At 41.5% G+C, this 21,255-nt stretch carries 16 protein-coding genes and 1 pseudogene; 8 read left to right on the forward strand and 9 right to left on the reverse strand.

All coding sequences use genetic code 11. The features are described 5' to 3' along the window. Positions 1 to 15: 15 nt before the first annotated feature. From IPJ86_02015 to IPJ86_02030, 4 genes are read right to left on the reverse strand one after another with little or no spacing between them, the layout of a single operon-like run. Positions 16 to 234: a hypothetical protein gene (locus IPJ86_02015; GenBank protein ID MBK7886103.1), complete on the reverse strand. Its 219-nt coding sequence runs from the start codon at positions 232 to 234 to the stop codon at positions 16 to 18. A 56-nt stretch (positions 235 to 290) separates the two neighbouring features. Next, positions 291 to 659, reverse strand: a complete 369-nt coding sequence (locus tag IPJ86_02020; GenBank protein ID MBK7886104.1) for a hypothetical protein — start codon at positions 657 to 659, stop codon at positions 291 to 293. After that, complete coding sequence (locus tag IPJ86_02025) at positions 647 to 1,078, reverse strand: cytochrome-c peroxidase (protein ID MBK7886105.1); 432 nt, start codon at positions 1,076 to 1,078, stop codon at positions 647 to 649. The genes IPJ86_02020 and IPJ86_02025 overlap by 13 nt, the downstream gene beginning before the upstream one ends. After that, complete coding sequence (locus IPJ86_02030) at positions 1,075 to 1,662, reverse strand: hypothetical protein (protein ID MBK7886106.1); 588 nt, start codon at positions 1,660 to 1,662, stop codon at positions 1,075 to 1,077. The genes IPJ86_02025 and IPJ86_02030 overlap by 4 nt, the downstream gene beginning before the upstream one ends. A gap of 420 nt (positions 1,663 to 2,082) precedes the next feature. On the opposite strand from IPJ86_02030, the gene IPJ86_02035 reads away from it, so the two are divergent. The 7 genes from IPJ86_02035 (at position 2,083) to IPJ86_02065 (ending at position 12,279) form a co-directional block, all read left to right on the forward strand. After that, the gene (locus tag IPJ86_02035) at positions 2,083 to 3,732 is read left to right on the forward strand and encodes an alkaline phosphatase family protein (protein MBK7886107.1); all 1,650 of its coding nucleotides are present in this window, start codon (positions 2,083 to 2,085) and stop codon (positions 3,730 to 3,732) included. Between the two features lie 340 nt (positions 3,733 to 4,072). Continuing rightward, positions 4,073 to 4,417 carry a twin-arginine translocase TatA/TatE family subunit gene (locus tag IPJ86_02040; protein ID MBK7886108.1) on the forward strand — a complete coding sequence of 115 codons (345 nt, stop codon included), beginning with the start codon at positions 4,073 to 4,075 and terminating at the stop codon, positions 4,415 to 4,417. Positions 4,418 to 4,587: 170 nt separating this feature from the next. Beyond that, the gene (locus IPJ86_02045) at positions 4,588 to 5,214 is read left to right on the forward strand and encodes a TetR/AcrR family transcriptional regulator (protein ID MBK7886109.1); all 627 of its coding nucleotides are present in this window, start codon (positions 4,588 to 4,590) and stop codon (positions 5,212 to 5,214) included. A gap of 122 nt (positions 5,215 to 5,336) precedes the next feature. Beyond that, positions 5,337 to 6,665 (forward strand): TolC family protein, encoded by a 1,329-nt coding sequence (locus IPJ86_02050; protein ID MBK7886110.1) that lies wholly within the window; start codon positions 5,337 to 5,339, stop codon positions 6,663 to 6,665. Between the two features lie 28 nt (positions 6,666 to 6,693). Then, complete coding sequence (locus IPJ86_02055) at positions 6,694 to 7,797, forward strand: efflux RND transporter periplasmic adaptor subunit (protein MBK7886111.1); 1,104 nt, start codon at positions 6,694 to 6,696, stop codon at positions 7,795 to 7,797. A 44-nt stretch (positions 7,798 to 7,841) separates the two neighbouring features. Continuing rightward, positions 7,842 to 11,273: an efflux RND transporter permease subunit gene (locus IPJ86_02060; GenBank protein ID MBK7886112.1), complete on the forward strand. Its 3,432-nt coding sequence runs from the start codon at positions 7,842 to 7,844 to the stop codon at positions 11,271 to 11,273. A 142-nt stretch (positions 11,274 to 11,415) separates the two neighbouring features. Further along, entirely contained in the window at positions 11,416 to 12,279 is an 864-nt protein-coding gene (locus IPJ86_02065) for a hypothetical protein (protein ID MBK7886113.1), read from the forward strand. Between the two features lie 597 nt (positions 12,280 to 12,876). Here the strand turns inward: IPJ86_02065 and rpmA are convergent. From rpmA to IPJ86_02085, 4 genes are all read right to left on the reverse strand, one after another. Further along, positions 12,877 to 13,149, reverse strand: a complete 273-nt coding sequence (gene rpmA, locus IPJ86_02070) for a 50S ribosomal protein L27 (protein MBK7886114.1) — start codon at positions 13,147 to 13,149, stop codon at positions 12,877 to 12,879. A gap of 29 nt (positions 13,150 to 13,178) precedes the next feature. Continuing rightward, entirely contained in the window at positions 13,179 to 13,490 is a 312-nt protein-coding gene (rplU, locus tag IPJ86_02075; protein ID MBK7886115.1) for a 50S ribosomal protein L21, read from the reverse strand. Positions 13,491 to 13,905: 415 nt separating this feature from the next. Then, complete coding sequence (locus IPJ86_02080) at positions 13,906 to 14,784, reverse strand: EamA family transporter (protein MBK7886116.1); 879 nt, start codon at positions 14,782 to 14,784, stop codon at positions 13,906 to 13,908. A gap of 8 nt (positions 14,785 to 14,792) precedes the next feature. Continuing rightward, entirely contained in the window at positions 14,793 to 16,058 is a 1,266-nt protein-coding gene (locus IPJ86_02085) for a DEAD/DEAH box helicase (protein MBK7886117.1), read from the reverse strand. Positions 16,059 to 16,404: 346 nt separating this feature from the next. On the opposite strand from IPJ86_02085, the gene IPJ86_02090 reads away from it, so the two are divergent. Further along, positions 16,405 to 18,741 (forward strand): T9SS type A sorting domain-containing protein, encoded by a 2,337-nt coding sequence (locus tag IPJ86_02090; protein ID MBK7886118.1) that lies wholly within the window; start codon positions 16,405 to 16,407, stop codon positions 18,739 to 18,741. A gap of 21 nt (positions 18,742 to 18,762) precedes the next feature. Here IPJ86_02090 and IPJ86_02095 read toward each other — a convergent pair. After that, a pseudogene (locus IPJ86_02095) lies at positions 18,763 to 21,197 on the reverse strand (phenylalanine--tRNA ligase subunit beta). Positions 21,198 to 21,255: the final 58 nt, after the last annotated feature.

The following is a 21,255-nucleotide window of genomic DNA, read 5'->3' on the forward strand; positions in this document are numbered from 1 at the left end:
TTAACAGCTCATCTTTCAATTCGGTTGCTGATAGTTCGGATTGTTCACAAAAGCGGTATCCGTAAATGTCTTGAGGAAATCTACGAGACATTGCTTTTCAAACGGCGTCAGTTGCAAACCAAATTCCTTGAATGCCTTTGTCATGATCGGATCAATATTGGGAGAAGTCTGGTGAACGCCACTATTGTAAAAATCTACGACTTCTTCCAATGTCTGAAAACGGCCATCGTGCATATAAGGAGCGGTAAGCGCAACGTTTCTTAACGAAGGAATACTAAACTTTCCATCATCTAGAATATTGCCGGTGTAATTGTATTTCCCCTATCCTGGCCGGCTGGTATACTATCAAGACCAATGTTCGTGATGGCATTGCTGGTCATAAGTGGACCACCGTGACAATGAAAACAATCTCCCTGTTCAGTAAAAAATATAGCCATTCCTGATAGCTCTGAAGAAGTGAGATTTTCTGTATGATTCAAATAACGGTCAAATTTTGAATTGGAGCTGGTAAGGGTTCTTATAAATTGTCCAATAGCAGCAACAATTTTTGATTTCAGTTCAAGATCGCTCATTGAACGAAAAGAATTGTTTCCAAAAGAACGGAAAAACATGTTCTTGTATTTGTTATTGGCCTCAAGCCGCTCAACTAAAGTATCCATATTAGTATTAAAAAAGGAGGTTCAAAGTCCAACATACAAACCGATTCGGTAGTCGGAAATTGTCCATTCCACGTAAAATTAGGATTAAAAGCAAGATTCATAATTGGTAAAACACTAATACTGTCTCCAATTCCGGTCACAAAAACCGGTACAGAATACGCTTTACTTGCCAAGTGACAAGAAGAACAACTTAATCCGTTTGATGAAAGGATAGGATCATAAAATAAATGGTGGCCGAGTTCGATGCCCTCCACGGTCAAAGGATTACCTATAGGAATATTTGGAGGCGGAAAACCCGAAGGCACCACCAAATTATAAGGAGTTGTACTTACAGAATCACTTTTTGTATCCTTCTTACAGGAATGAATAATACCTGTAATTATCAGAAGAATTAGTAAGGTGTAGCTCTTTCTTTTCATTGAAGTATAAATATATCACTACCATTCATTTGTAATTTCATCATTGCCGCCATGACGCCCATTGAGTAATTACCATCTATATCAAAATCATATACCGAAGGATTGGCATACCACTCATTGATATCCATTACTAAATCCATTTCGTTATTTCCTTTATTCAGTGTAAAAGTATGACTGATGCTACAATTAACCAGATATTCATTCCGACCGATGTGCATCGCATATCCGGGAAAACTGAGACCGCTTACATAGGATCCTTCCAGTTTCATGAAATGATAGCCTCCTCCCATCATATCCGGCCAGGCCATATTAATATTTTCATTGGTTGCAGGAAGAGCATTGCTTATATTATGTGATGAATCAAGACCAATCTGCAATTTCATTCCGATAAACTGACCGGTTACAGGAATGGTGTTGGCGATCTTTAATGTGGTGATCTCTCTTGCATCTACATAACTATAAGCCGAAATATCTACCAAAGAGCTATCCGATTTTATCAACTGTATATTGGATATATAAAACTGCAGGCGAGAAACACTGTATTGATTTCCGGCAGCATTTACATACGCTATTGTATCAAACAATAACGATGAACTACCCGCTTTAAAACTGAGATTAAGGGAGAGGGTGTTTGTATCAACGGGTACTGGTTCATCATCCTTTTTTACAAGAAGAAATGATCAGCAGAAGGTAAAGTGCAAGATACTTTTTCATGATACGTGTTTTTACAAAAGTAAGCGAGGTAGAACAGTAGTTAAAATGACGCCGGTCATAATTAAAGCTGATAAAATATAGTTGCTAACCGAATTTTATACATTTCGAGTATATTATGAAACAAATGTTACAGTCAAAAGAAACACCAGTCCGGTTAGTTCCACTTTAATTAATTCATCCTTTGCAAAATAAAGATTGCCTTTTACTATGAGAAATAATTAACAATTTATTCATTCGCATTAATTGAATAAAACACAGGTTCACTTTCAAAGTTTCCATACATTTGTATTATGAGAAACATTATCATTCTGATCTTGCTAATTTTTCCTTTTCTGTTAGATGGTCAGTCGCAGATTACTTCCCGGCCAAAATTAATTGTTGGAATTGTTATTGACCAAATGCGTCCGGATTACCTTACGAGATACAATAACAAATTTGGTGATAGCGGATTCAAGAGAATTTTAAAAAGCGGATTTTATTGCCGGAATACTCAGTTCAATTATGCACCCACTTATACAGGTCCGGGTCATGCGAGTATTTATACCGGAACAACACCATCCTTACATGGTATAACAGGTAATGACTGGTACGATCAATTGGCGATGGATACTGTGTATTGCACACAGGACACTTCTGTCAGAGCTGTAGGTGGAGAAGGCAAAGAAGGCAAAGAAGGCATGATGTCTCCTCATCGTTTACTAACAACTACCCTAACCGATCAATTGCGTTTGTCCACACAGATGAAGGCAAAAGTTATTGGAATCTCACTCAAAGACCGTGGCGCCATCTTGCCTGCCGGACGCAGTGCAGATGCTGCTTATTGGTACGATGGAAAAAGTGGAAACTGGATTACCAGCTCCTGGTACCGGAACGATCTCCCGAAATGGTCGCATGAATTCAATGATCGAAAATGGCCGGAACAATATCTCTCTAAACCCTGGAATACTGCCTTGCCTATAAAAGAATATTATGAAAGTGATCCTGATGATAGTCCTTATGAAGCCGCTTTTAGAGGAGAAGCGAAGCCTGTATTTCCTCATGACCTGCCCGCACTCAAAGGAATAGGTTATGATCTGGTAAGGAGAACTCCCTTTGGCAATACACTGACCAAGGATTTTGCATTGTCTGCGATCCTGGGAGAAAAGATGGGGGCGGACAGCATTCCCGATTTCCTTTGCGTCAGTTTTTCAGCGACAGATTATGTAGGACATCAGTTCGGACCCAACGCTATTGAAACGGAAGATACCTACATCCGTCTTGATCGCGACATCGCTGACTTACTAACGTTTCTGGATAACCGAATTGGGCAGGGCGCTTATTTGTTATTCATGACTGCTGATCATGCCTGCATGGAAAATCCTAAACACATGCTGGACCATAAGCTGGCCGCCGGTTTTTCCAATCCCACAATTATCAAGGATACCATTCGCTACTTCCTCAAAGAGAAATATGGCAAACCGGAGTACTTACAATGCTATATCAATGATCAGGTTCATCTCGATGAAGCCCTCATCCTGCAAGATAAACTTTCAGTTTGCACTATTGAGCGCGAACTTGGCAATTTTCTACGAAAATCAATTACCGGTATCATGGATATAGTGACTGCCTGCAATTTACAAGAGGAAGAATATAATGAGCTTTTTCGCAACCGTATTCAAAAAGGATTTCACACAGGAAGAAGTGGAAATGTTTGCCTGTTATTTTCTCCCGGATGGACGGATCCCTTGTACGGCGGAGATGGAACTCAGGGTACGACACATGGTAGCCCTTATCCTTATGATGCACATGTGCCTTTGCTTTGGTATGGATGGCATATTCCCGCGGGTGCAACTGCAGACGAGGTCAATATTACAGATATCGCGCCTACTCTATCCTTTCTGTTAAACATTACGCTTCCGAATGGATGTACCGGTAAAAAGATTAATGCGTTGGTAAAATAACTTAATTTGAAAATGGGTTGATTTGAAGATTTGAAGATGGGATTTGATTTGAAGATGGGTTGATTTGAAGATTTGAAGATGAGTTGATTTGAAGATGGGTTGATTTGAAGATTTGAAGATGGGTTAATTGAAGATTTGATCGCAAGCGTAAATCTCCTTAAGGAGATGGGACCTCCCGAAAAATGGATTAATATTGATTCTTATCATAGTGTATAGAAATAAGAACGAGGTTAACAGATTTAAGGGAAATATCTGGATATTGAAGCGGATGGAAGCATTATTGACTGAATTATTTATTTGTAGATAGTAATACTTTGAAGATTGTACTTATTTTTGTGGGATGATGACGGCAATTATTCTGTTTCTGGAAAGTATAGGGGGTGGAGAATTGGTGGTCATTATGCTCTTTGTGCTGCTCTTTTTTGGGTCGAAGAATATACCCAGTTTGGCTCGTGGTTTAGGATCAGGAATTCGTCAATTTAAAGATGCTATGAATGGGGTGCAATCAGAAATCAAGCAGGGAATGCATGAGGTAGAAAAACAAGCGAATGTTTTAGCCGTGGAAGAAAAAATGAAATTGGAAACCCCACCTGCATCCGATAACGTCACCTTGGCAACTTCCCCTGAAATAAAGCAACCGGATTTACCCCCCATCGCACCGGAAGAAAGGTCAGCGGCACGCTAAATATATTTTTCAGAGGAGTTTCTAAATCATCTTAAATTGTCTTTGTTTCTTTTTTTTCTACCTAATAGTCAGCGATTTATCGCTAAATCGTCCTTATGGATAAACAAAATATACATTGGAAACGTTTTTTGCATCAATAGTTTCCATAGTTTTGTACCCAATATTAAAAAATGAGTTTATTCAAATCAGAAAATAGGATTTTAAAAGGAGCGGATGAGTTATTCTGCCGGTTTGGAATTAAGAATGTAACGATGGACGATATCGCCCGACATCTTGGTGTTTCCAAAAAGACATTATATCAGCATTACGAAGACAAAAATAAAATAGTCGTTTCTGTTATAGAAAGCGGAATGGGTGAGCACGAATTAAAGTTTGATGAATTTGAAAAAGCTTCCAAAAATGCTATTGAAGAGATCCTGCATACAATGCATTATATGAGTAGTGTGTTTGCCACTGTTAATCCGAATGTATTTTATGATATGCAAAGGTATCATCCGGAAGCATGGCAGATTTTTAGAAAATTTAAAGAAGAAAAGGTACTTCACCAGATCATCAGGAATTTGGAAAAGGGAAGGGAACAAGGATTATACCGTACGGACTTCAGTATAAAAATACTGGCTCGTCTTCGATTGGAAGAAATTGAATTGGGTATGAATCCCCTCTTCTACCCTGCAGATAAATACAACCTTCATGATGTGACCATTCAGTTGCTGGAACATTACCTGTATGGAATATGTACGTTGAAAGGCCATAAATTGATTAATAAACATAAACAGCTCATCGAAGAAGAAGATTAACTTTAATTTAATACAATTCAATGTCTGTAAAAACGTCTCAGCAAAATAATTCAACATTTCATTCAATATATTAACGCCATTTCATAAATAATATGAAATTTGCACTCCCAAATAAATCATCTATGAAAAAACTCCTGACTTTATTCCTGCTCAGTTTCTTTATTGGAAGCCTACAGGCCCAGGACAGCACCTTCAGCCTGCAACAAGCCATTGACTATGCGCTTGCCAATCACTCAGCCGTAAAAAATGCGTTGATTGAAGAAGAAATTGCCAATAAGAAAATCAATGAATTAATTGGAGCCGGTACCCCTCAGATTAATGGAAGCGCTGAACTCAATAACTTTCTGGATATTCCGGTGAGCTTTGTACCCGGAGAATTCTTTGATGGAGAGCCTGGAACTTTCTTTCCGGTCCAGTTCGGTCAGCAATACAGTGCTTCTGCCGGAGTTTCTATCTCCCAGTTATTGTTTGATGGCAGCTATATGGTAGGTCTGCAAGCAAGCAAGACTTATCGTGAACTGAGTCGTAAGCAAAGCAAACAAACCCGAACGGAGACAGCGGTGAATGTTAGCAAAGCCTATTATGGAGCGCTGGTGGCCGAAGCAAGAATGGAAATCATTGATGCGAATCTAGAACGTGTGGTAAAATTGTTAAGTGATACAAAAGCTTATTATGAAAATGGTTTTGTAGAAAAAATAGATGTTGATCGCATAGAACTCACCTACAATAACCTGATGGTGGAAAAGGAAAAAATTCTACGATATAAGAGTATTAGCTATACTTTGCTAAAATTCCAGATGAGTTTCCCTGCCGGACAGGAAATAAAGCTTAGTGATAAGCTGGAAGAAATCGCTCTTAAAAACACTACCATTCCGGAAAATGTAAATCTTGCAAACAGGCCGGAGTATGAAGTGATGTCGGTGAATAAACGCCTTCAGGAATTGGATGTAAAAAGGTATAAGTCGATGTATTTACCCGGACTGGTGGCATTTGGTAGTTTCAGTTACAACAATGCGCGAAATCAGTTTGATATTTTTGATTCCGGATTGCGCTGGTTCCCTACATCTTTGATTGGTTTAAAATTATCAATTCCTATATGGGATGGGTTGCAAAAAAGTTCGAAGATTTCTCAATCAAAGTTGACTTTGCAAAAAGTGGAAAACGCGATGGACCTGATGAAAAACAGCTACGCCCTGGAACTGGAGTCGGCGAAAATTAATTTCCAAAACTATACTTCAAGTCTGGTAATCGTTAAGAAAAATAAAGAACTCGCAAACGAAATCGCCCGGGTTGCAAAAATAAAATATGACAATGGTGTCGGATCAAGTCTGGAGGTTGTTGATGCAGAAAGTTCCTTACGTGAAGCAGATGCCAATTTCTTCAATACACTCTACGATACCATCATTGCTCGTATCGATCTGGATAAAGCGAGCGGACAAATCAATTATTAATCATAATAGCACCAATTTAAAATAAGACATGAAACATCTTACCTATATAATTCCTTTCGCCATCGCGATTCTGATGACAGCTTGCGGGAGTCCCGATAAAAAAGCTGAACTTGAAAATTTAAAACAACAACAAAGTGAAATTAAAGATAAGATCGCCACTTTGGAGGCCGAACTGGCTAAAAGTGGTGATGGGAAGAAAGAACCCGGTCGCGATGTGGCTATCACCAAAGTGGAATTTGGTCCATTCAGTCATCTGATAGAAGTTCAGGCGAAGGTAGAGGGCGAAGATAATGTAATGGTTAGTCCTGAAACACCCGGTACGATCTCTAAAATTTTTGTAAAAGCCGGTGACAGAGTAAATTCCGGAACCGTGTTAGCGGAGCTGGAAAGCAATGTGTATATGAAAAGTCTGGAAGAACTGCAAAGTGCGAGAGAATTTGCAAATACCCTCTTTCAAAAACAGAAATCCTTATGGGATCAGAAAATCGGAACTGAAATACAATACCTGCAAGCAAAAAATAATCTTGAATCTATTGATCGAAAAATGGCGACAGTTCGTCAGCAGTTGGAGATGACGCGTATAAAGTCTCCCATCAACGGATCGGTAGATATTGTGGATTTGAAAGTGGGACAAGCCTTTTCTCCGGGAATGCCCGGCTTGCGTGTGGTGAACTTTTCAAAATTAAAAGTACAGGCCGAAGTTGCCGAAGCTTATATTTCTAAAGTAGAAAAAGGAGATCCTGTAGAAGTGTATTTTCCTGATCAGAAGATTACTACAAAGGCTACTATCACCTACGCAGGGAAAGTAATTGATCCCATTAACAGAACTTTCCGTGTTGAAGTAAACATGTCCGGCAAAGAGGCATCTCTGCATCCCAATCAGGTAGCCATTGTTCGTATTGCAGATTACAAATCAGATAAAGCCATTGCATTGCCACTTGCCATTGTGCAAAATACTCCGGAAGGTAGTTATCTTTTCGTTGCTGAAAGCGGAAAAGCAAAAAAGCAAATGGTTAAAACAGGTTTAAACTATGACGGAAAACTTGAAATCCTCGAAGGATTAAATGCCGGAGACATGGTCATATCCAGCGGTTACCAGGACCTTATCGACGGACAAAAAATTAACCTTTGATCCAACAATAATTATACATCTCATTTTTAAAACTTCCTAATGTTATGAAAGACGTCTTCAAAGAATTCAAGCCCAGCAGTTGGGCTATTGATAACAAGACCACCATATTCATCCTCACTGTAATCATTACATTGGCGGGAATAATGGCTTACAATAGTTTGCCGAAAGAAAATTTTCCTGACATCTCCCTGCCTCAAATCTTCGTCAGCGTGGTGCATCCCGGAACATCACCTGCGGATATGGAAAATCTGATTGCCAAACCCATTGAGAAGCAAGTGAAGGGCGCTACCGGCGTGAAAAAAATCACCAGTAACTCTGTTCAGGATTTTACCAGCGTTATTGTTGAATTCAATACCGATGTTCCGGTAGCTATCGCGAAACAACGGGTGAAAGATGCTGTAGATAAAGCACGTTCTGATTTACCCAATGATCTCAAACAGGAACCTTCTATTACCGATATCAACTTCAGTGAAATCCCCATCCTCTTTATTAATTTATCCGGAGACATGGAATTAAACAAGCTGAAGAATTATGCGGATGATATCAAGGATAAAATTGAAAGTCTGAAAGAAATCAGTAGGGTAGAAATGGTAGGCGCTCTCGACCGTGAGATACAGATCAATGTGGACATGTATAAAATGCAGGCCGCTCAGATCGCCTTGGGTGATATTGAAAGAGCAATTGCCTATGAAAACATGTCGATTTCAGGTGGTACCGTTTCTACTGATGGTATCAGAAGAACGATTGGTGTAAAGGGAGAATTCAAGGATATCAATCAGGTGAGGAACATTATTATTGCAGGAGCATCCGGAGCAGCGGTCTATTTAAAAGATATTGCAGATGTACGCGACACCTATAAAGAACAGGAAAGTTTTGCGCGTTTGGATGGAAAAAATGTGATCACTTTGAATGTAGTAAAGCGTACCGGTTATAATCTGATTGAAGCCACAGATAAAATCAAGGATATCGTTACCCTCATGCAGGAAAAAGATCTGCCACAAAATCTCAAAGTCACTTTGACCGGTGATCAAAGCGATCAGACCAGAACGACATTACACGACTTAATAAATACCATTATCATTGGTTTCATTTTAGTACTGTTTATTTTAATGTTCTTCATGGGAACCACCAACGCCTTCTTTGTGGCGTCCAGTGTGCCACTATCGATGTTTATTGCCTTCCTCTTCATGCCGGCCATAGGTTTTACGATGAACATGATTGTACTCTTCGCCTTCCTGCTGGCGCTGGGAATTGTAGTAGATGATGCGATTGTGGTCATCGAAAACACCCATCGTATTTATGCCAATGGAAAAAGAAATATCAAAGAAGCCGCCAAAATTGCAGCCGGAGAAGTCTTCCTTCCTGTATTGAGTGGAACATTAACCACACTCGCACCTTTTATCCCCCTGGCCTTCTGGACCGGTACCATTGGTGAGTTCATGTACTATCTTCCGATCACCCTAATCGTGACCTTGCTGGCATCATTGCTTGTAGCCTATATCATCAATCCTGTTTTTGCAGTCCAATTCATGAAACCGCATGACGAAGAACATATCAAGCATCCGAAGATGACGCGCGGACTGAAGGTAAGTACGATCGTCCTGGTAGCACTGAGTGCGCTCTTTCATCTGGGTGGCGGACATGCTTTCGGAAATCTGATGTTGCTCACTATCGGATTTAATTTCTTAAACCATTTTTACTTACAGCGTGTCATCTGGAAATTCCAGGAAGAAAGATGGCCACGCTTCAAAGATTGGTACGCGAAAAAACTGGAATGGGCATTGCACCGACCAAAGACTTTAATCTTCTCTACGATTCTTCTCTTTTTCGTGTCTTTGTTCGCCATGATCTTTGGTAGAAATGAATTTGTTTTCTTCCCTTCCAGTGATCCGAACTTTATCTATGCTTATATCAAAGCGCCTATCGGAACAGACCAGGCAACTACCGATAGTATAGCAAAGCTGGTTGAAGCAAGGGTGACCAAAGCTTTGGGCCCCAACAACCCGATCGTCACTTCAGTAATCACTAACGTTGCCGTAGGTACGAATGACGCCAATGAATTTGATCCCAGCGTGCAGCCTCATAAAGCCAAGATCACTGTTGCTTTCAAAAAATTCAGCGACCGTGATGGGGTTTCTTCCAAAAAATATCTGACCGACATCCGCGAATCCGTTAAGGGTATTCCAGGTGTTGAGATCTCTGTAGATCAGGAGCAGGGTGGACCACCGGTTGGTAAGCCCATCAACATCGAAGTAAGAGGAGATAAATTCGAAGACATTGTAAAATCTTCTGAAGCACTGAAACGCTATCTGGTACAGGAAGATGTTCCTGGTGTTGAGCAATTGAAATCCGACTTTGAAACCAGCAAACCGGAGATTGTATTTATCATTGATCGTGAACGTGCCAACCGTGAGGGAATCAGCACGGCACAAATCGGGATGGAAATCCGTAACGCCGTTTTTGGAAATGAAGTGAGTAAATTCAGAGATGATAATGATGAATACCCGATTCAGTTACGTTACGAATATGACCAGCGCACTAACGTTGACGCCTTAAAGAACACCAAGATTACTTTCCGTGATATGAATATGGGAGGAGTGGTAAGACAGGTGCCTTTATCCGCCTTCTGCGAAATAAAATACTCCAGCACTTATGGCGGGATCAAACGCATCAACCAGAAACGCGTGATTACCGTTAACTCCAATGTACTTACCGGCTATGATCCCAATGGAGTGGTGACCAGCGTACAGAAAAAAGTAGATGCCTTTCCGGTGCCTGATGGTGTTGAAATAAAAATGACGGGACAAACAGAAGAGCAGGCGGAAACCATGAGCTTCCTCGGCACTGCGATGCTTGTTTCACTGGGACTCATCTTCCTGATATTGGTAACACAATTTAACTCCCTGAGTAAACCGATCATTATCCTTACAGAAATTATTTTCAGTATGATCGGGGTATTTTTTGGTTACGCGATTACAGGCATGACGGTATCCACGATCATGATGGGAATCGGTATTGTCGCATTAGCAGGAATTGTTGTCCGGAATGGAATTCTCCTCGTGGAATTCACTGACCTGCTCAAAGAACAGGGGTACAATACCTGGGATGCCATCATAGAAGCCGGAAGAACAAGGATGACACCTGTACTCCTGACCGCCTGTGCTACCATGCTTGGACTTATTCCATTGGCTGTAGGCTTAAACATCGACTTCGAATTATTACTGACTACAGGAAATCCACATCTCTTCTTTGGAGGAGACAGTGTCGCTTTCTGGGGACCTCTCTCCTGGACCATGATCTTCGGCTTATCCTTCGCCACCTTCCTGACACTTATACTGGTGCCGGTGATGTATTTAATGACGGACAGAATGCGTGAAAGATGGAATAGATTCCTGAAAAGGGTGAAAGGTGAACCAATAGAAAATAATCAAAAAAGTAATCATACCATTGATCCTGAACTGATCGCTTCCAAATAGGAATCCTATCGGCTCAGAGAAAATATTTATTTGAAAATCCGGCGCTCATCCAGTTGACGCCGGATTTTTTATGCTGTCGGTCCCTTCCAAATCTAAACGCTGAACCTTCCCGGGAGATACATTTTTCACTTTCTTTGCACCTGTGAAAAAAGTCATATTGTTGCTCTCCATCCTCCTCCATGCCGCCACCGGTTCAGCACAGGAAGGACGCTTAATTCGTACTGAAATATTTACCATACCCACGGAAAAGGTAGAAGGACCATCGGGTTATAGTTTCAAGATTGCAGCCGACTCCAAAGAGAACATCGCCTTCAATGCCTGCTCCAGACCCTATGTGTATATTTTTTCGGCAACAGGAGTACAAACCGATAGCATCAAATTACCGAATGATAAATGTGTCCGTGCATTGGAATTTGACGAATACGATAATTTACTCATCATGGACAACAATGAGCAAAGTATCTATCGCTACAATTTCAAATATAAAAAACTGGAAACCTTGCCGTATTCAAAACCTGAAGATTGGTTTACACAACTCAATCATTATTACAAACATTTTGAACTACCATCCATTCCCACGTACTATAGCAACAATGATTATTTACAGGATTTTTATTTCACACGCTTCACTTACTCCTACAATCTCTATTTGAATTATAATAATGGATTCATTTATCAGGCACATTACAATTACATCAAGAAAATAAACAACCATAAAACTTATGCGAATATGAAGAAAGAAGACATATGGTTGTCGGATAATCTCACTCCAAAAAGTAAAATTCTATTGGTGAACGACGCTAACAAAGCTGTTGTTTACTATGATCGCTTTTACAATTTAATTTATGAAAACACCAGTCAGAATAAAGTAGTTGTTAATGCTGCTCTCGAAGCCAATTCCGAGCCTGCCCGCTTTGATTATTGCACTAACATTAAGCAGGAAAAAATATTTGGTATCAGTGGATTTAATAAGCGTTCGATATTTATTTCGAGTTGGAAATTGTAGTGGCGAATTTAAATCATATTGCAGATGGATGGCATAGGTGAAGTAAATGTCGGTTAAGTTCAGGAAGAATACGTTTTAAATAATTTGATTTTTTTATTTTACCGCACTTAATTTTTTTATTGTTCAATTAAACCTTCCGGGTACCTAATACGTGTGGACTTCGCTGCGCTCAGTCCACACCAATCTAATCAACCTACAAATCTTCCCCGGGTCTATAATAATTTGACCCCTACGGGGCCATCGAAGGCAAATATTTACGGATTACATTTATTCCTGAGAGAACAGGTGATTTTAAATTCATATTCCTCGACATCATTTGACCAATTAGGGGACATCGTAGATGCGAAAAATGGGTAGCTCCGTAGGAGCGACAGGATTATAGCATCGTAGATGCGACAGGATTATAGCATCGTAGATGCGACATCCTTTCCTGACAAACAGTTCTGCATATTGTTTAACAAACAAGAACATTTCATCTTAAAGCAAAGCAACCACGCCCTACAATGAAAAGATTTGACGAAAAGGTAGAGAGAATGTATTTCCAAAAAAAAATGCCCCGTGATGTACGAGGCAGTTTTGGGATATGTAAATATTCAATTAAGCTTCCGCGGATGCTTCGAATGGTTTTACGTAAACAAATGATTTATCATCTGTACGTTTACGGAACATCACTGTTCCATCAATCAATGCAAAAAGGGTATGATCTTTTCCAATACCAACATTAGCACCGGGATGATGCTTGGTACCACGCTGACGCACGATAATGTTTCCGGCAATTACTCTTTGTCCGCCGAAAATTTTAATGCCCAGTCGCTTGCTATGTGATTCACGTCCGTTCTTCGAACTACCGACGCCTTTCTTATGTGCCATGTTCTATTTACTTTTTATTACTTAATGAATTAAGCAGAGATTGTTTCAATTTGAATTTTTGTAAGCGCCTGACGATGACCGTTCATCTTCTGATATCCCTTACGACGTTTCTTTTTAAAGACAAGCACCTTATCACCCTTCAGATGAGAAATTACTTTCGCAGTGACTGCTGCTCCGCTAATGAGCGGTGCTCCTACGGTTACAGAACCATTGTTATCTACCAGCAGAACCTGATCGAATTTCAGTGCGTCTCCTTCGTTGGCGTCAATACGGTGAACATAGACAGGTTTATTTTCCTGAACTTTAAACTGCTGACCGGCGATATTTACTATAGCGTACATGTTATTTGAGCTTATTTCCCTAAAAGGGAGGGCAAAGATAGTGTATCAATACGGAATTAACAAAAGGTTGTGAAGAAAAGTATTTTCAACTTATTGTTTTTATCTTCAGTAAGTTATGACTTTTTGCTGCCGGCTGCCGGCTGCCGGCTTCCGGCTTTTTAGGGGTAGGAAGGTGCCGGTTAAATCGAGAAAGGGATTATTGTGATAGTAAGATCCAAGCGGCAGGCGGCTATCGGCTACCAGCCTCCAGCTTTCGGCCTAAATAGCTTTGAGCGGTGAGTTATAAGTAATAGTAATTGCTAAAGATAAATATAGAGACTTCCTAAATAAACAAATCTGATAGTCACAGCAGGTAGCCGGAAGCCGATAACCCGTAGCCGAAAGCCGGAAGCCCGTAGCCGGAAGCCGGTAGCTCTCAGCCGGAAACCCGCCGTCCTTTCCAGCTAATCAATCCTACTCCGGCAAGGATCGCCAGCATGGCGAATAAATGGATCGGATGTAAGGTCTCCCCATCTGCCATTCCCCAGGCTAATGCGATCACGGGCATCAGGTAGGTTACTGCCGAGGCGAATAAGGGTCCGGCAGTTTTAACTAATTGAAAATAAAGGATATTCGATAAGGCTGTTCCGAAGATGGATAAGGTGGCCAGACTCGCGAAGGCTACCCCGGCCTCTGGTAGGGTAAAAAGGCGTTCCACAAAATCAGTGGTAAATAAATAGATCCCATACGGAATTCCAACCGCCAATAAAGACACGGATGAAATCAATAAGGTATCCTGCCCGGACAAAAAGGTCTTAATAGTATTTACACTGATCCCGTAACAGCAAGTAGCAATTACAATCAAAAAGGCAAAACCGGCATCTGCACTTAACCCTCCTCCCGAGCGAACGAAGACCAATCCGGCAGCACCAATAAATCCTATCATTACTCCTGCAATTTGCCGTCCGGTAAACTTCGAGTGAAAAAACAGTGAACCCAATATGAGCGTGAAGACCGGAGTTAATGCATTTAACATCCCCGCCAGATAAGAGGAGATACGTGTTTGTGCTGTTGCAAAGAGAAAAGCAGGTATCCCACTCCCCACGATGCCGACAACAGCCATGTATTTTGCACTCTCCCATTTAATATGTCGGAGCCGTGAAAAGGCAAGTGGCAATGAGGCCAGACAAGCTACTAACATGCGAATGGATGCGACCTGATCGGGACGAAAAGCGGTAAGTCCTCTTTTCATGAGGATAAATGAACTTCCCCAAATCAAGGCCAATGAAAAAAGCATGAGCCATTTTACACTCAAAAACCGTCTCACTTTCGCTTCCCTCCTGCTTTCTTTGCCGCAATTTTTCCGGGCATCTTCGACTTACTTCTCTCTCCTCCCGTTGCCGGCACCTTCTTTTCATGAAAAGCCCCTCGAAAATCCGGATTTTCTTTTCGCTTCTGCCGGTCTATCTCCCGTAGTAATTCCTGTTGTTCTTCATATCCGGTCTCGGGTATTTCCAGTCCTTCCGGTATGGGCAATTCAGGAATTTTTTGTCCGATAAGTTTTTCAATTTTTTTAAGATGGTATTCATCCGCCATGTTGACAAAGGTGAGACTATGTCCGGTAAGAAAGGCTCTACCGGTTCTGCCTATCCGATGTACATAATCTTCATAGATGATGGGGATATCAAAATTGATGACATGACTCACATCCGGCACATCCAACCCTCTCGCTGCAAGATCAGTTGTTATTAATATTCTGACATTTTCATTCCTAAACCGCAGCATGGAATTGATTCGCGTCTGTTGCGTTTTATTTCCATGAATGACCAGCACATTTTCTTCTCCATACAATCGTTGTAAATACTTTCCGGTATTGGAGGCGATGGTTTTCGTTTTGCAAAATACAATGACCTTATAAAATGTGGCTTCGTCGTTCAGGAGTGTCACGAGTAAATTGAGTTTCGTCCTCAAATTAGGAACCGCGAAAAAGCCCTGACTCACGGTATCGGCTGTTTTCATATCCGGCTTAATGTTGATGACCACCGGAAAATCGAGCAAATCACCTGAAATTTTCATCACCAGCTCCGACATGGTGGCAGAGAACATCATATTCTGCTTTTTCTGCGGCATGGTTTCCAGTATGCGGTGAAATTGTCCGATAAAACTCTTATCCATCAAGCGCTCTGCTTCATCGAGTACGAGATGCTTTAGTTTCCGGGCGTTAATATGTCCCTGCAGGTATAAATCGAGGTATCTCCCCGGACTCGCTACCAAAATATCTATCCCCGCTTCAATTGATGCTATCTGCTCCTTCGTGCCATGTCCGCCAAAAACAACTGCATGGCGTAAATCGGTGTATTTACCGAGGTCAGCAATGGATTTTCCTACCTGAATACTTAACTCACGGGTGGGAACAATGATCAAAGCTCTGGCATCCTTCCCCTGCGCATAATTCAAAACACGCAGCAAGGGCAATAGATAAGCCGCCGTTTTCCCCGTCCCTGTTTGTGCAATGCCCAGCACATCCTGACCGCCTAAAATCGCAGGTATCGCTTTCTGCTGGATAGCAGTCGGCGCTGAATAACCCATATCAGCCACTGCATCAAGTAACTGTCGATTCAGCTTAAAATGTTTGAAAGATTCCACAGGACAAAAGTAGGCAAAAGGAAGATGGTGAAAATTTTCCTTTCGCTAGATTATAAAGTGACCAACTGCCAAATTCTGTTTTTTGATAAAACCACCAATTAAAACCGGCATCACCCCTCCTTTTTGGAACGAGTGCCTTCTGAACCTATTCTTTTCCGGAATTTAATAAAAAACATGAAATTTGGAAATCTTGTTTTACGAAAACAAAATTCATTTTTCTATTCCTGATTCCGGGAAACCTTCTGTGCAAATTTCACGTAAAAACTCATTCAACTTAATTCAAACCACCATGCATTATTTCCCGGGAAAATTCTTTCTCCTTTGTCTACTGGCGACCCTGGCAACGCTTCCGTCGATGGCTCAAAATGATTTGCCCGGCCCGGTGGCGAACAATCAACTTATCAAAAGTGGTTCATATATCATTGCTATGGACACCAACTATCAAAAACATCCCGGCTATTTTAACATGAAAGCGTATGGCTTAGTGAATGAATTACTTCAAAATGAAATTCCCGTAAAATGGGCGATAAAAGCCGGCAAAACCAGAACCGCTGCAGGATCGATAGACTTCACGACTACAGCAACCAGAATATTTCCGGATACCTTATCAATGGGAAATATATCTTTCAGAAGCAGTGCATTCATTGTAGACAGCGCCTGGGTAAGCAGTGCATGGCCGGTAATAACTTCATTTGGAAATAATGTTTATGTATATAGAATGGATGCTGATGCGACTGTCGATATCCGCTATACATTAACACATAAGCCTCGCATTCTACTTCTAAACTCTTCCGGCTATGATACCATTGCTGTTCAGATGCTGAATGAAGCGGGATTCAGTCCGAATTCATATCGTTTGCAAACTCCGGCCGGTACTCTATTTAATCCCGGAGGTAATTGGTCCTTATTATCCGAATCGCATTGGGACAGTTATGACACTGCACGAATCAACCCTATTTTAAGATACTCTATTGAAAGGGGAGCGAATCTAGTGATGAATTGTGTCGCCTTAAAAACAATGGAAAATGCTACGAAGACGATGACAACCGGTGGTATCGATTCCATGCTGACCGGTTGGGCAGCTCCCACTTTCCCGCATCACGATATGCCTGCTGCGCAGTTTCAGGGTACTATTGCGACACCCAACGGAGAGTGTAAATTCTGGAAAGAAAAATCCGGAAGTACTTTTCGTTCGAACACCTATAAAATCATGCATGGATCCGCCGGTGCACAAGTTACCACGATGGCCGGTATGAAGTTGCGAAATAATACATTTGCGGGAGGGAACTTATTCTATATCGCTGGTCATGATCATTATTACTGGACAGCTCCAACAGGAACCATCAACGACGCGAATAAAATTAATGGCAGAAGAATTTTCTTGAATTCCATTTTTATTCCTGCCAGTGATTCGATTGAAGGTATAGATTTTAAAACAGATGTTGCCATCAACATGTCTCCTCAGGCTGGGTTTGCAGTTAAAAATGAACCTTTCAACATATATATTGTTATTCATAACACAGGTCCCGGTCGTGCAAAGTCTATTACCATTGATGCGCCTTTGCCCGTCGGACTATTGTATTCCACCTCTTCCGCATCACGAGGAACTTTTCATCCAGGTACCGGGAAGTGGGTATTGGATTCCTTGCAGAAAAATCAAACGGATACCTTGATTTTAACCACGATAATTAATCAATTAGGAAACATCACGTACACTTCAAATATTTCTACCACATCACTCGAATATATTCGCAACAACAACTCTGCACAATTAAACTTATTCGGTGTAAGTCGTCCGGTGGCTATTAATGACACGTTGCACTTTACCGCTCCTGTCTATCAGGATTACAATGTACGCTTCAACGATTCCGATGAAGATGGAGGACCATTTAATACATCGACTATCATTGCAGGTCCATTTTCGGGCACAGCAACAATTATAAATGGAGATAGTATCCGTTATACCATTTCATCATCCTTCACAGGCACGGATAGTATTCAATACATTACTTGTGACAACTATCCGCTATGCGACACGGCCTGGTATTATATTCAGGTCACCTCACCTCTACCGGTATCATTGGTAAACTTTACAGGAGCCCGTGAAGAAAACAAGGTGTTGCTCAACTGGTTTACATTAAACGAGAAAAACAATGACTACTTTGATATTGAACGCAGCCGGGACGGAATTCTTTTCGAGAAGCGGGGTCGAGTGAGCGGCATGGGTACAACCAATACCGTTAGTTCCTATTCGTACAAGGATGAGAATACAGATGATATTCTGCTTTACTACCGATTGCTTCAAACCGATTATGATGGCACGATGGAGCTTTCTAACGTAATTGCCTTACCGAAAAGAGGCAAGAGCAACTTCCATGTTGATATTTTTCCCAATCCGGGAGACGGTCACTTGCAGGTGATCCGCGGAGAAGGCTTGAATGGTCCTCTGGAACTTACCATTACTGATCTCAGAGGGAGAATCATCTCCAGACAGACATGGGAAACGGATGAAAATGGTTTTGTTATTGATCTGATTGAAAACAAAATAAGAACTGCTCCCGGTTGCTATATGGCGCGCTTTGTCTCCAATTCAACCTCACAAACCATCAAGCTCATCATTAAATAAGCGGCAGGTACGGTATTGACCTCAGACTTTCCGGATGACCGCTCCCAATTTCAATTCGAATTGTTTCATCAATTTATCCATGACGGCATCAATCTGTTTATCCTGCAGTGTGGCTTCTTCATCACGCAGAATAAAACTAAGTGCATAGGACTTCTTGCTCTGTTCAATTTTATCCCCTTCATACACATCAAAAAGGTTGACTTGCTGCAAGAGGCGAGGCTCCGTAGAGAAGGCTAGTTTTTCCAACTCACTGTACTGCACTTCTCTGGCTAATAACATGGAAAGATCCCTGCGGACTTCCGGAAATTTAGGAGGTCCGGCCACTTCCTTATCCTTCTTGCTCAGCACACGCATGAGGGCTTCAAAATCGATATCGGCATACCAAACCGGTTGTGAAATATCCATCGCTTTCAAAATACTTCGTTTCACACTACCGGCTTTTGCAAGGAGTGATTTTCCCAGATAATAAGAAACGGCATTGTCTAAACTATCTTCTGCTTCTGCTTTAAGCGTGAACTGCCCTTTCATCTCCACATTCGCCTGAACAAAGAGTTGTTCCAAAATCGCTTTCAGGTGATAGATATCAAATTCGCCCTGCTTTACCTTCCAATGTTCAGGGGTAGATGCACCGGTAAGCCATAAGCTGAGATGAGTGGTCTCGATGTACTTGTCCTTTGCCTTGCAATACGTTTTTCCATACTCGAAAAAGCGAAGATCTTTTTGCCGGCGGTTAATATTATAGGCGATGGTCTCCAGTCCGGTGAGGAGCATCTTATGTCGAAGCAATGCCAGATCATTTGAGAGGGATTCAACACCTGCACCGACTCTACACCCTCGTGCATGGGGACAATATTCAGGTGAGATAAGCTTGTCAGACTATTGGTGAGGATCTCCCGAAAACCCTGCGCAACTAAAAACGCACCGGACCGTTCGATGATCTCTTCAGGATCAGGAACTACACGTTTGCCCGGCGTGATGGATACTTTTTTCGGTAATCCGATATTGTTATAGCCGTAAATTCTCAAAACTTCTTCTGCCAGATCTGCAGGACGTGTTACATCCACTTTAAAAGGAGGAACAGCTACAGAGAGGATTCTTCCCTCCTCTTTCACTATTTCTATGCCCAGATGTACTAAAATATTCTTGACTTCTACTGCCGGAATTTCTGCACCGATAATATTATGAAGATAATCCAGAGATAATTCAATTTGCTTAAAAGGAATTTTCACCGGATAGATATCCATTATCTTACTGCTCACCCTTCCACCGGCAACTTCAGTTATCATCATTGCTGCTTTCTTCAATGCAATTACCGTCATATCGGGATCGGTTCCCCGCTCAAAACGAAAGGAGGAATCGGTATGCAATCCATGTTGCCGCGCCGACTTTCTCACAAACACAGGATGAAAACAGGCACTCTCCAGAAAAATAGAAGTGGTCTCCGCACTGACTCCGGAATCCATTCCACCAAAAACACCCGCAATACATAATGGACCTTCTTCATCTGCAATCATCAGTTCCTGACCTTGCAAGGTACGCTCTGCTTCATCGAGTGTTTTAAACTTCGTACCGGCAGGCAGTTCGCCCACATTAATTTTCTTTCCTTTTATTTTTTCTGCATCAAAAGCATGAAGTGGTTGACCCAGATCGTGCATCACATAATTCGTGACATCTACAATATTATTGATGGGACGAAGACCAATACTTTTCAAGCGATGCTGCAACCATTCCGGCGAGGGGCCTACTTTAATTCCAGTAATCTCCACTCCCGAATATCGCTGACAAGCTTCGTTGTTTTTTATTTCGACGTGAATAGAATTGCCGGCTTCTTCTTTAAATTCCGAAACATCAGGCAGTTTTAAATCCACTTCTTTATTTCTTCCAATCAATGTTCTGATATCGCGGGCAACGCCCAAATGAGAAGCAGCATCCGCTCTGTTGGGCGTCAATCCGATTTCATAAATCCAATCATTCTCCACTTTAAAATAATCCGATGCAGCAGTTCCGGCCGGAATAGTATCCGGCAAAATCATAATTCCGGCATGCGATTGCCCTAAACCAATTTCATCCTCTGCACAAATCATCCCTTCCGAAGCTTCCCCTCTGATTTTCGACTTCTTAATTTCAAATGGTTCTCCTGCTGACGGAAACAACTTCGCACCTGGCAAGGCAACAACCACTGTCTGTCCGGCAGCAACATTGGGTGCTCCACAAACAATCTGCTTCGGAATTCCATCTCCTGTTTCCACAGTCGTCACACTAAGACGGTCAGCATTCGGATGCCGTTCACAAGTCAACACTTTTCCAATCACCAAACCCTGTAAACCACCCTGCACACTCTGCCAGGGCAACAACTGCTCTACTTCCAGACCGCAATCTGTCAATGCCTTCGATAATTCTTCAGGAGGATAAGGCATCTCCACAAATTGCTTCAACCAGTTATATGAAATCTTCATTTTGAAATTCGAATTTGCTGGCAAAGGTAATAAACTGCTTGGGGAGATAAAAACGTCG

Source organism: Bacteroidota bacterium, assembly GCA_016713925.1.
In the GTDB taxonomy this organism is placed as follows: domain Bacteria; phylum Bacteroidota; class Bacteroidia; order AKYH767-A; family OLB10; genus JAJTFW01.

Coding starts and splice junctions, on each gene's coding strand:
- IPJ86_02090 (MBK7886118.1), top strand. CDS start 16,405: ATGCATTATTTCCCGGGAAAATTCTTTCTCCTTTGTCTACTGGCGACC.
- IPJ86_02060 (MBK7886112.1), top strand. CDS start 7,842: ATGAAAGACGTCTTCAAAGAATTCAAGCCCAGCAGTTGGGCTATTGAT.
- rpmA (MBK7886114.1), bottom strand. CDS start 13,149: ATGGCACATAAGAAAGGCGTCGGTAGTTCGAAGAACGGACGTGAATCA.
- IPJ86_02085 (MBK7886117.1), bottom strand. CDS start 16,058: ATGGGTTATTCAGCGCCGACTGCTATCCAGCAGAAAGCGATACCTGCG.
- IPJ86_02020 (MBK7886104.1), bottom strand. CDS start 659: ATGGATACTTTAGTTGAGCGGCTTGAGGCCAATAACAAATACAAGAAC.
- IPJ86_02025 (MBK7886105.1), bottom strand. CDS start 1,078: ATGAAAAGAAAGAGCTACACCTTACTAATTCTTCTGATAATTACAGGT.
- rplU (MBK7886115.1), bottom strand. CDS start 13,490: ATGTACGCTATAGTAAATATCGCCGGTCAGCAGTTTAAAGTTCAGGAA.
- IPJ86_02035 (MBK7886107.1), top strand. CDS start 2,083: ATGAGAAACATTATCATTCTGATCTTGCTAATTTTTCCTTTTCTGTTA.
- IPJ86_02040 (MBK7886108.1), top strand. CDS start 4,073: ATGATGACGGCAATTATTCTGTTTCTGGAAAGTATAGGGGGTGGAGAA.
- IPJ86_02055 (MBK7886111.1), top strand. CDS start 6,694: ATGAAACATCTTACCTATATAATTCCTTTCGCCATCGCGATTCTGATG.
- IPJ86_02045 (MBK7886109.1), top strand. CDS start 4,588: ATGAGTTTATTCAAATCAGAAAATAGGATTTTAAAAGGAGCGGATGAG.
- IPJ86_02015 (MBK7886103.1), bottom strand. CDS start 234: ATGCACGATGGCCGTTTTCAGACATTGGAAGAAGTCGTAGATTTTTAC.
- IPJ86_02050 (MBK7886110.1), top strand. CDS start 5,337: ATGAAAAAACTCCTGACTTTATTCCTGCTCAGTTTCTTTATTGGAAGC.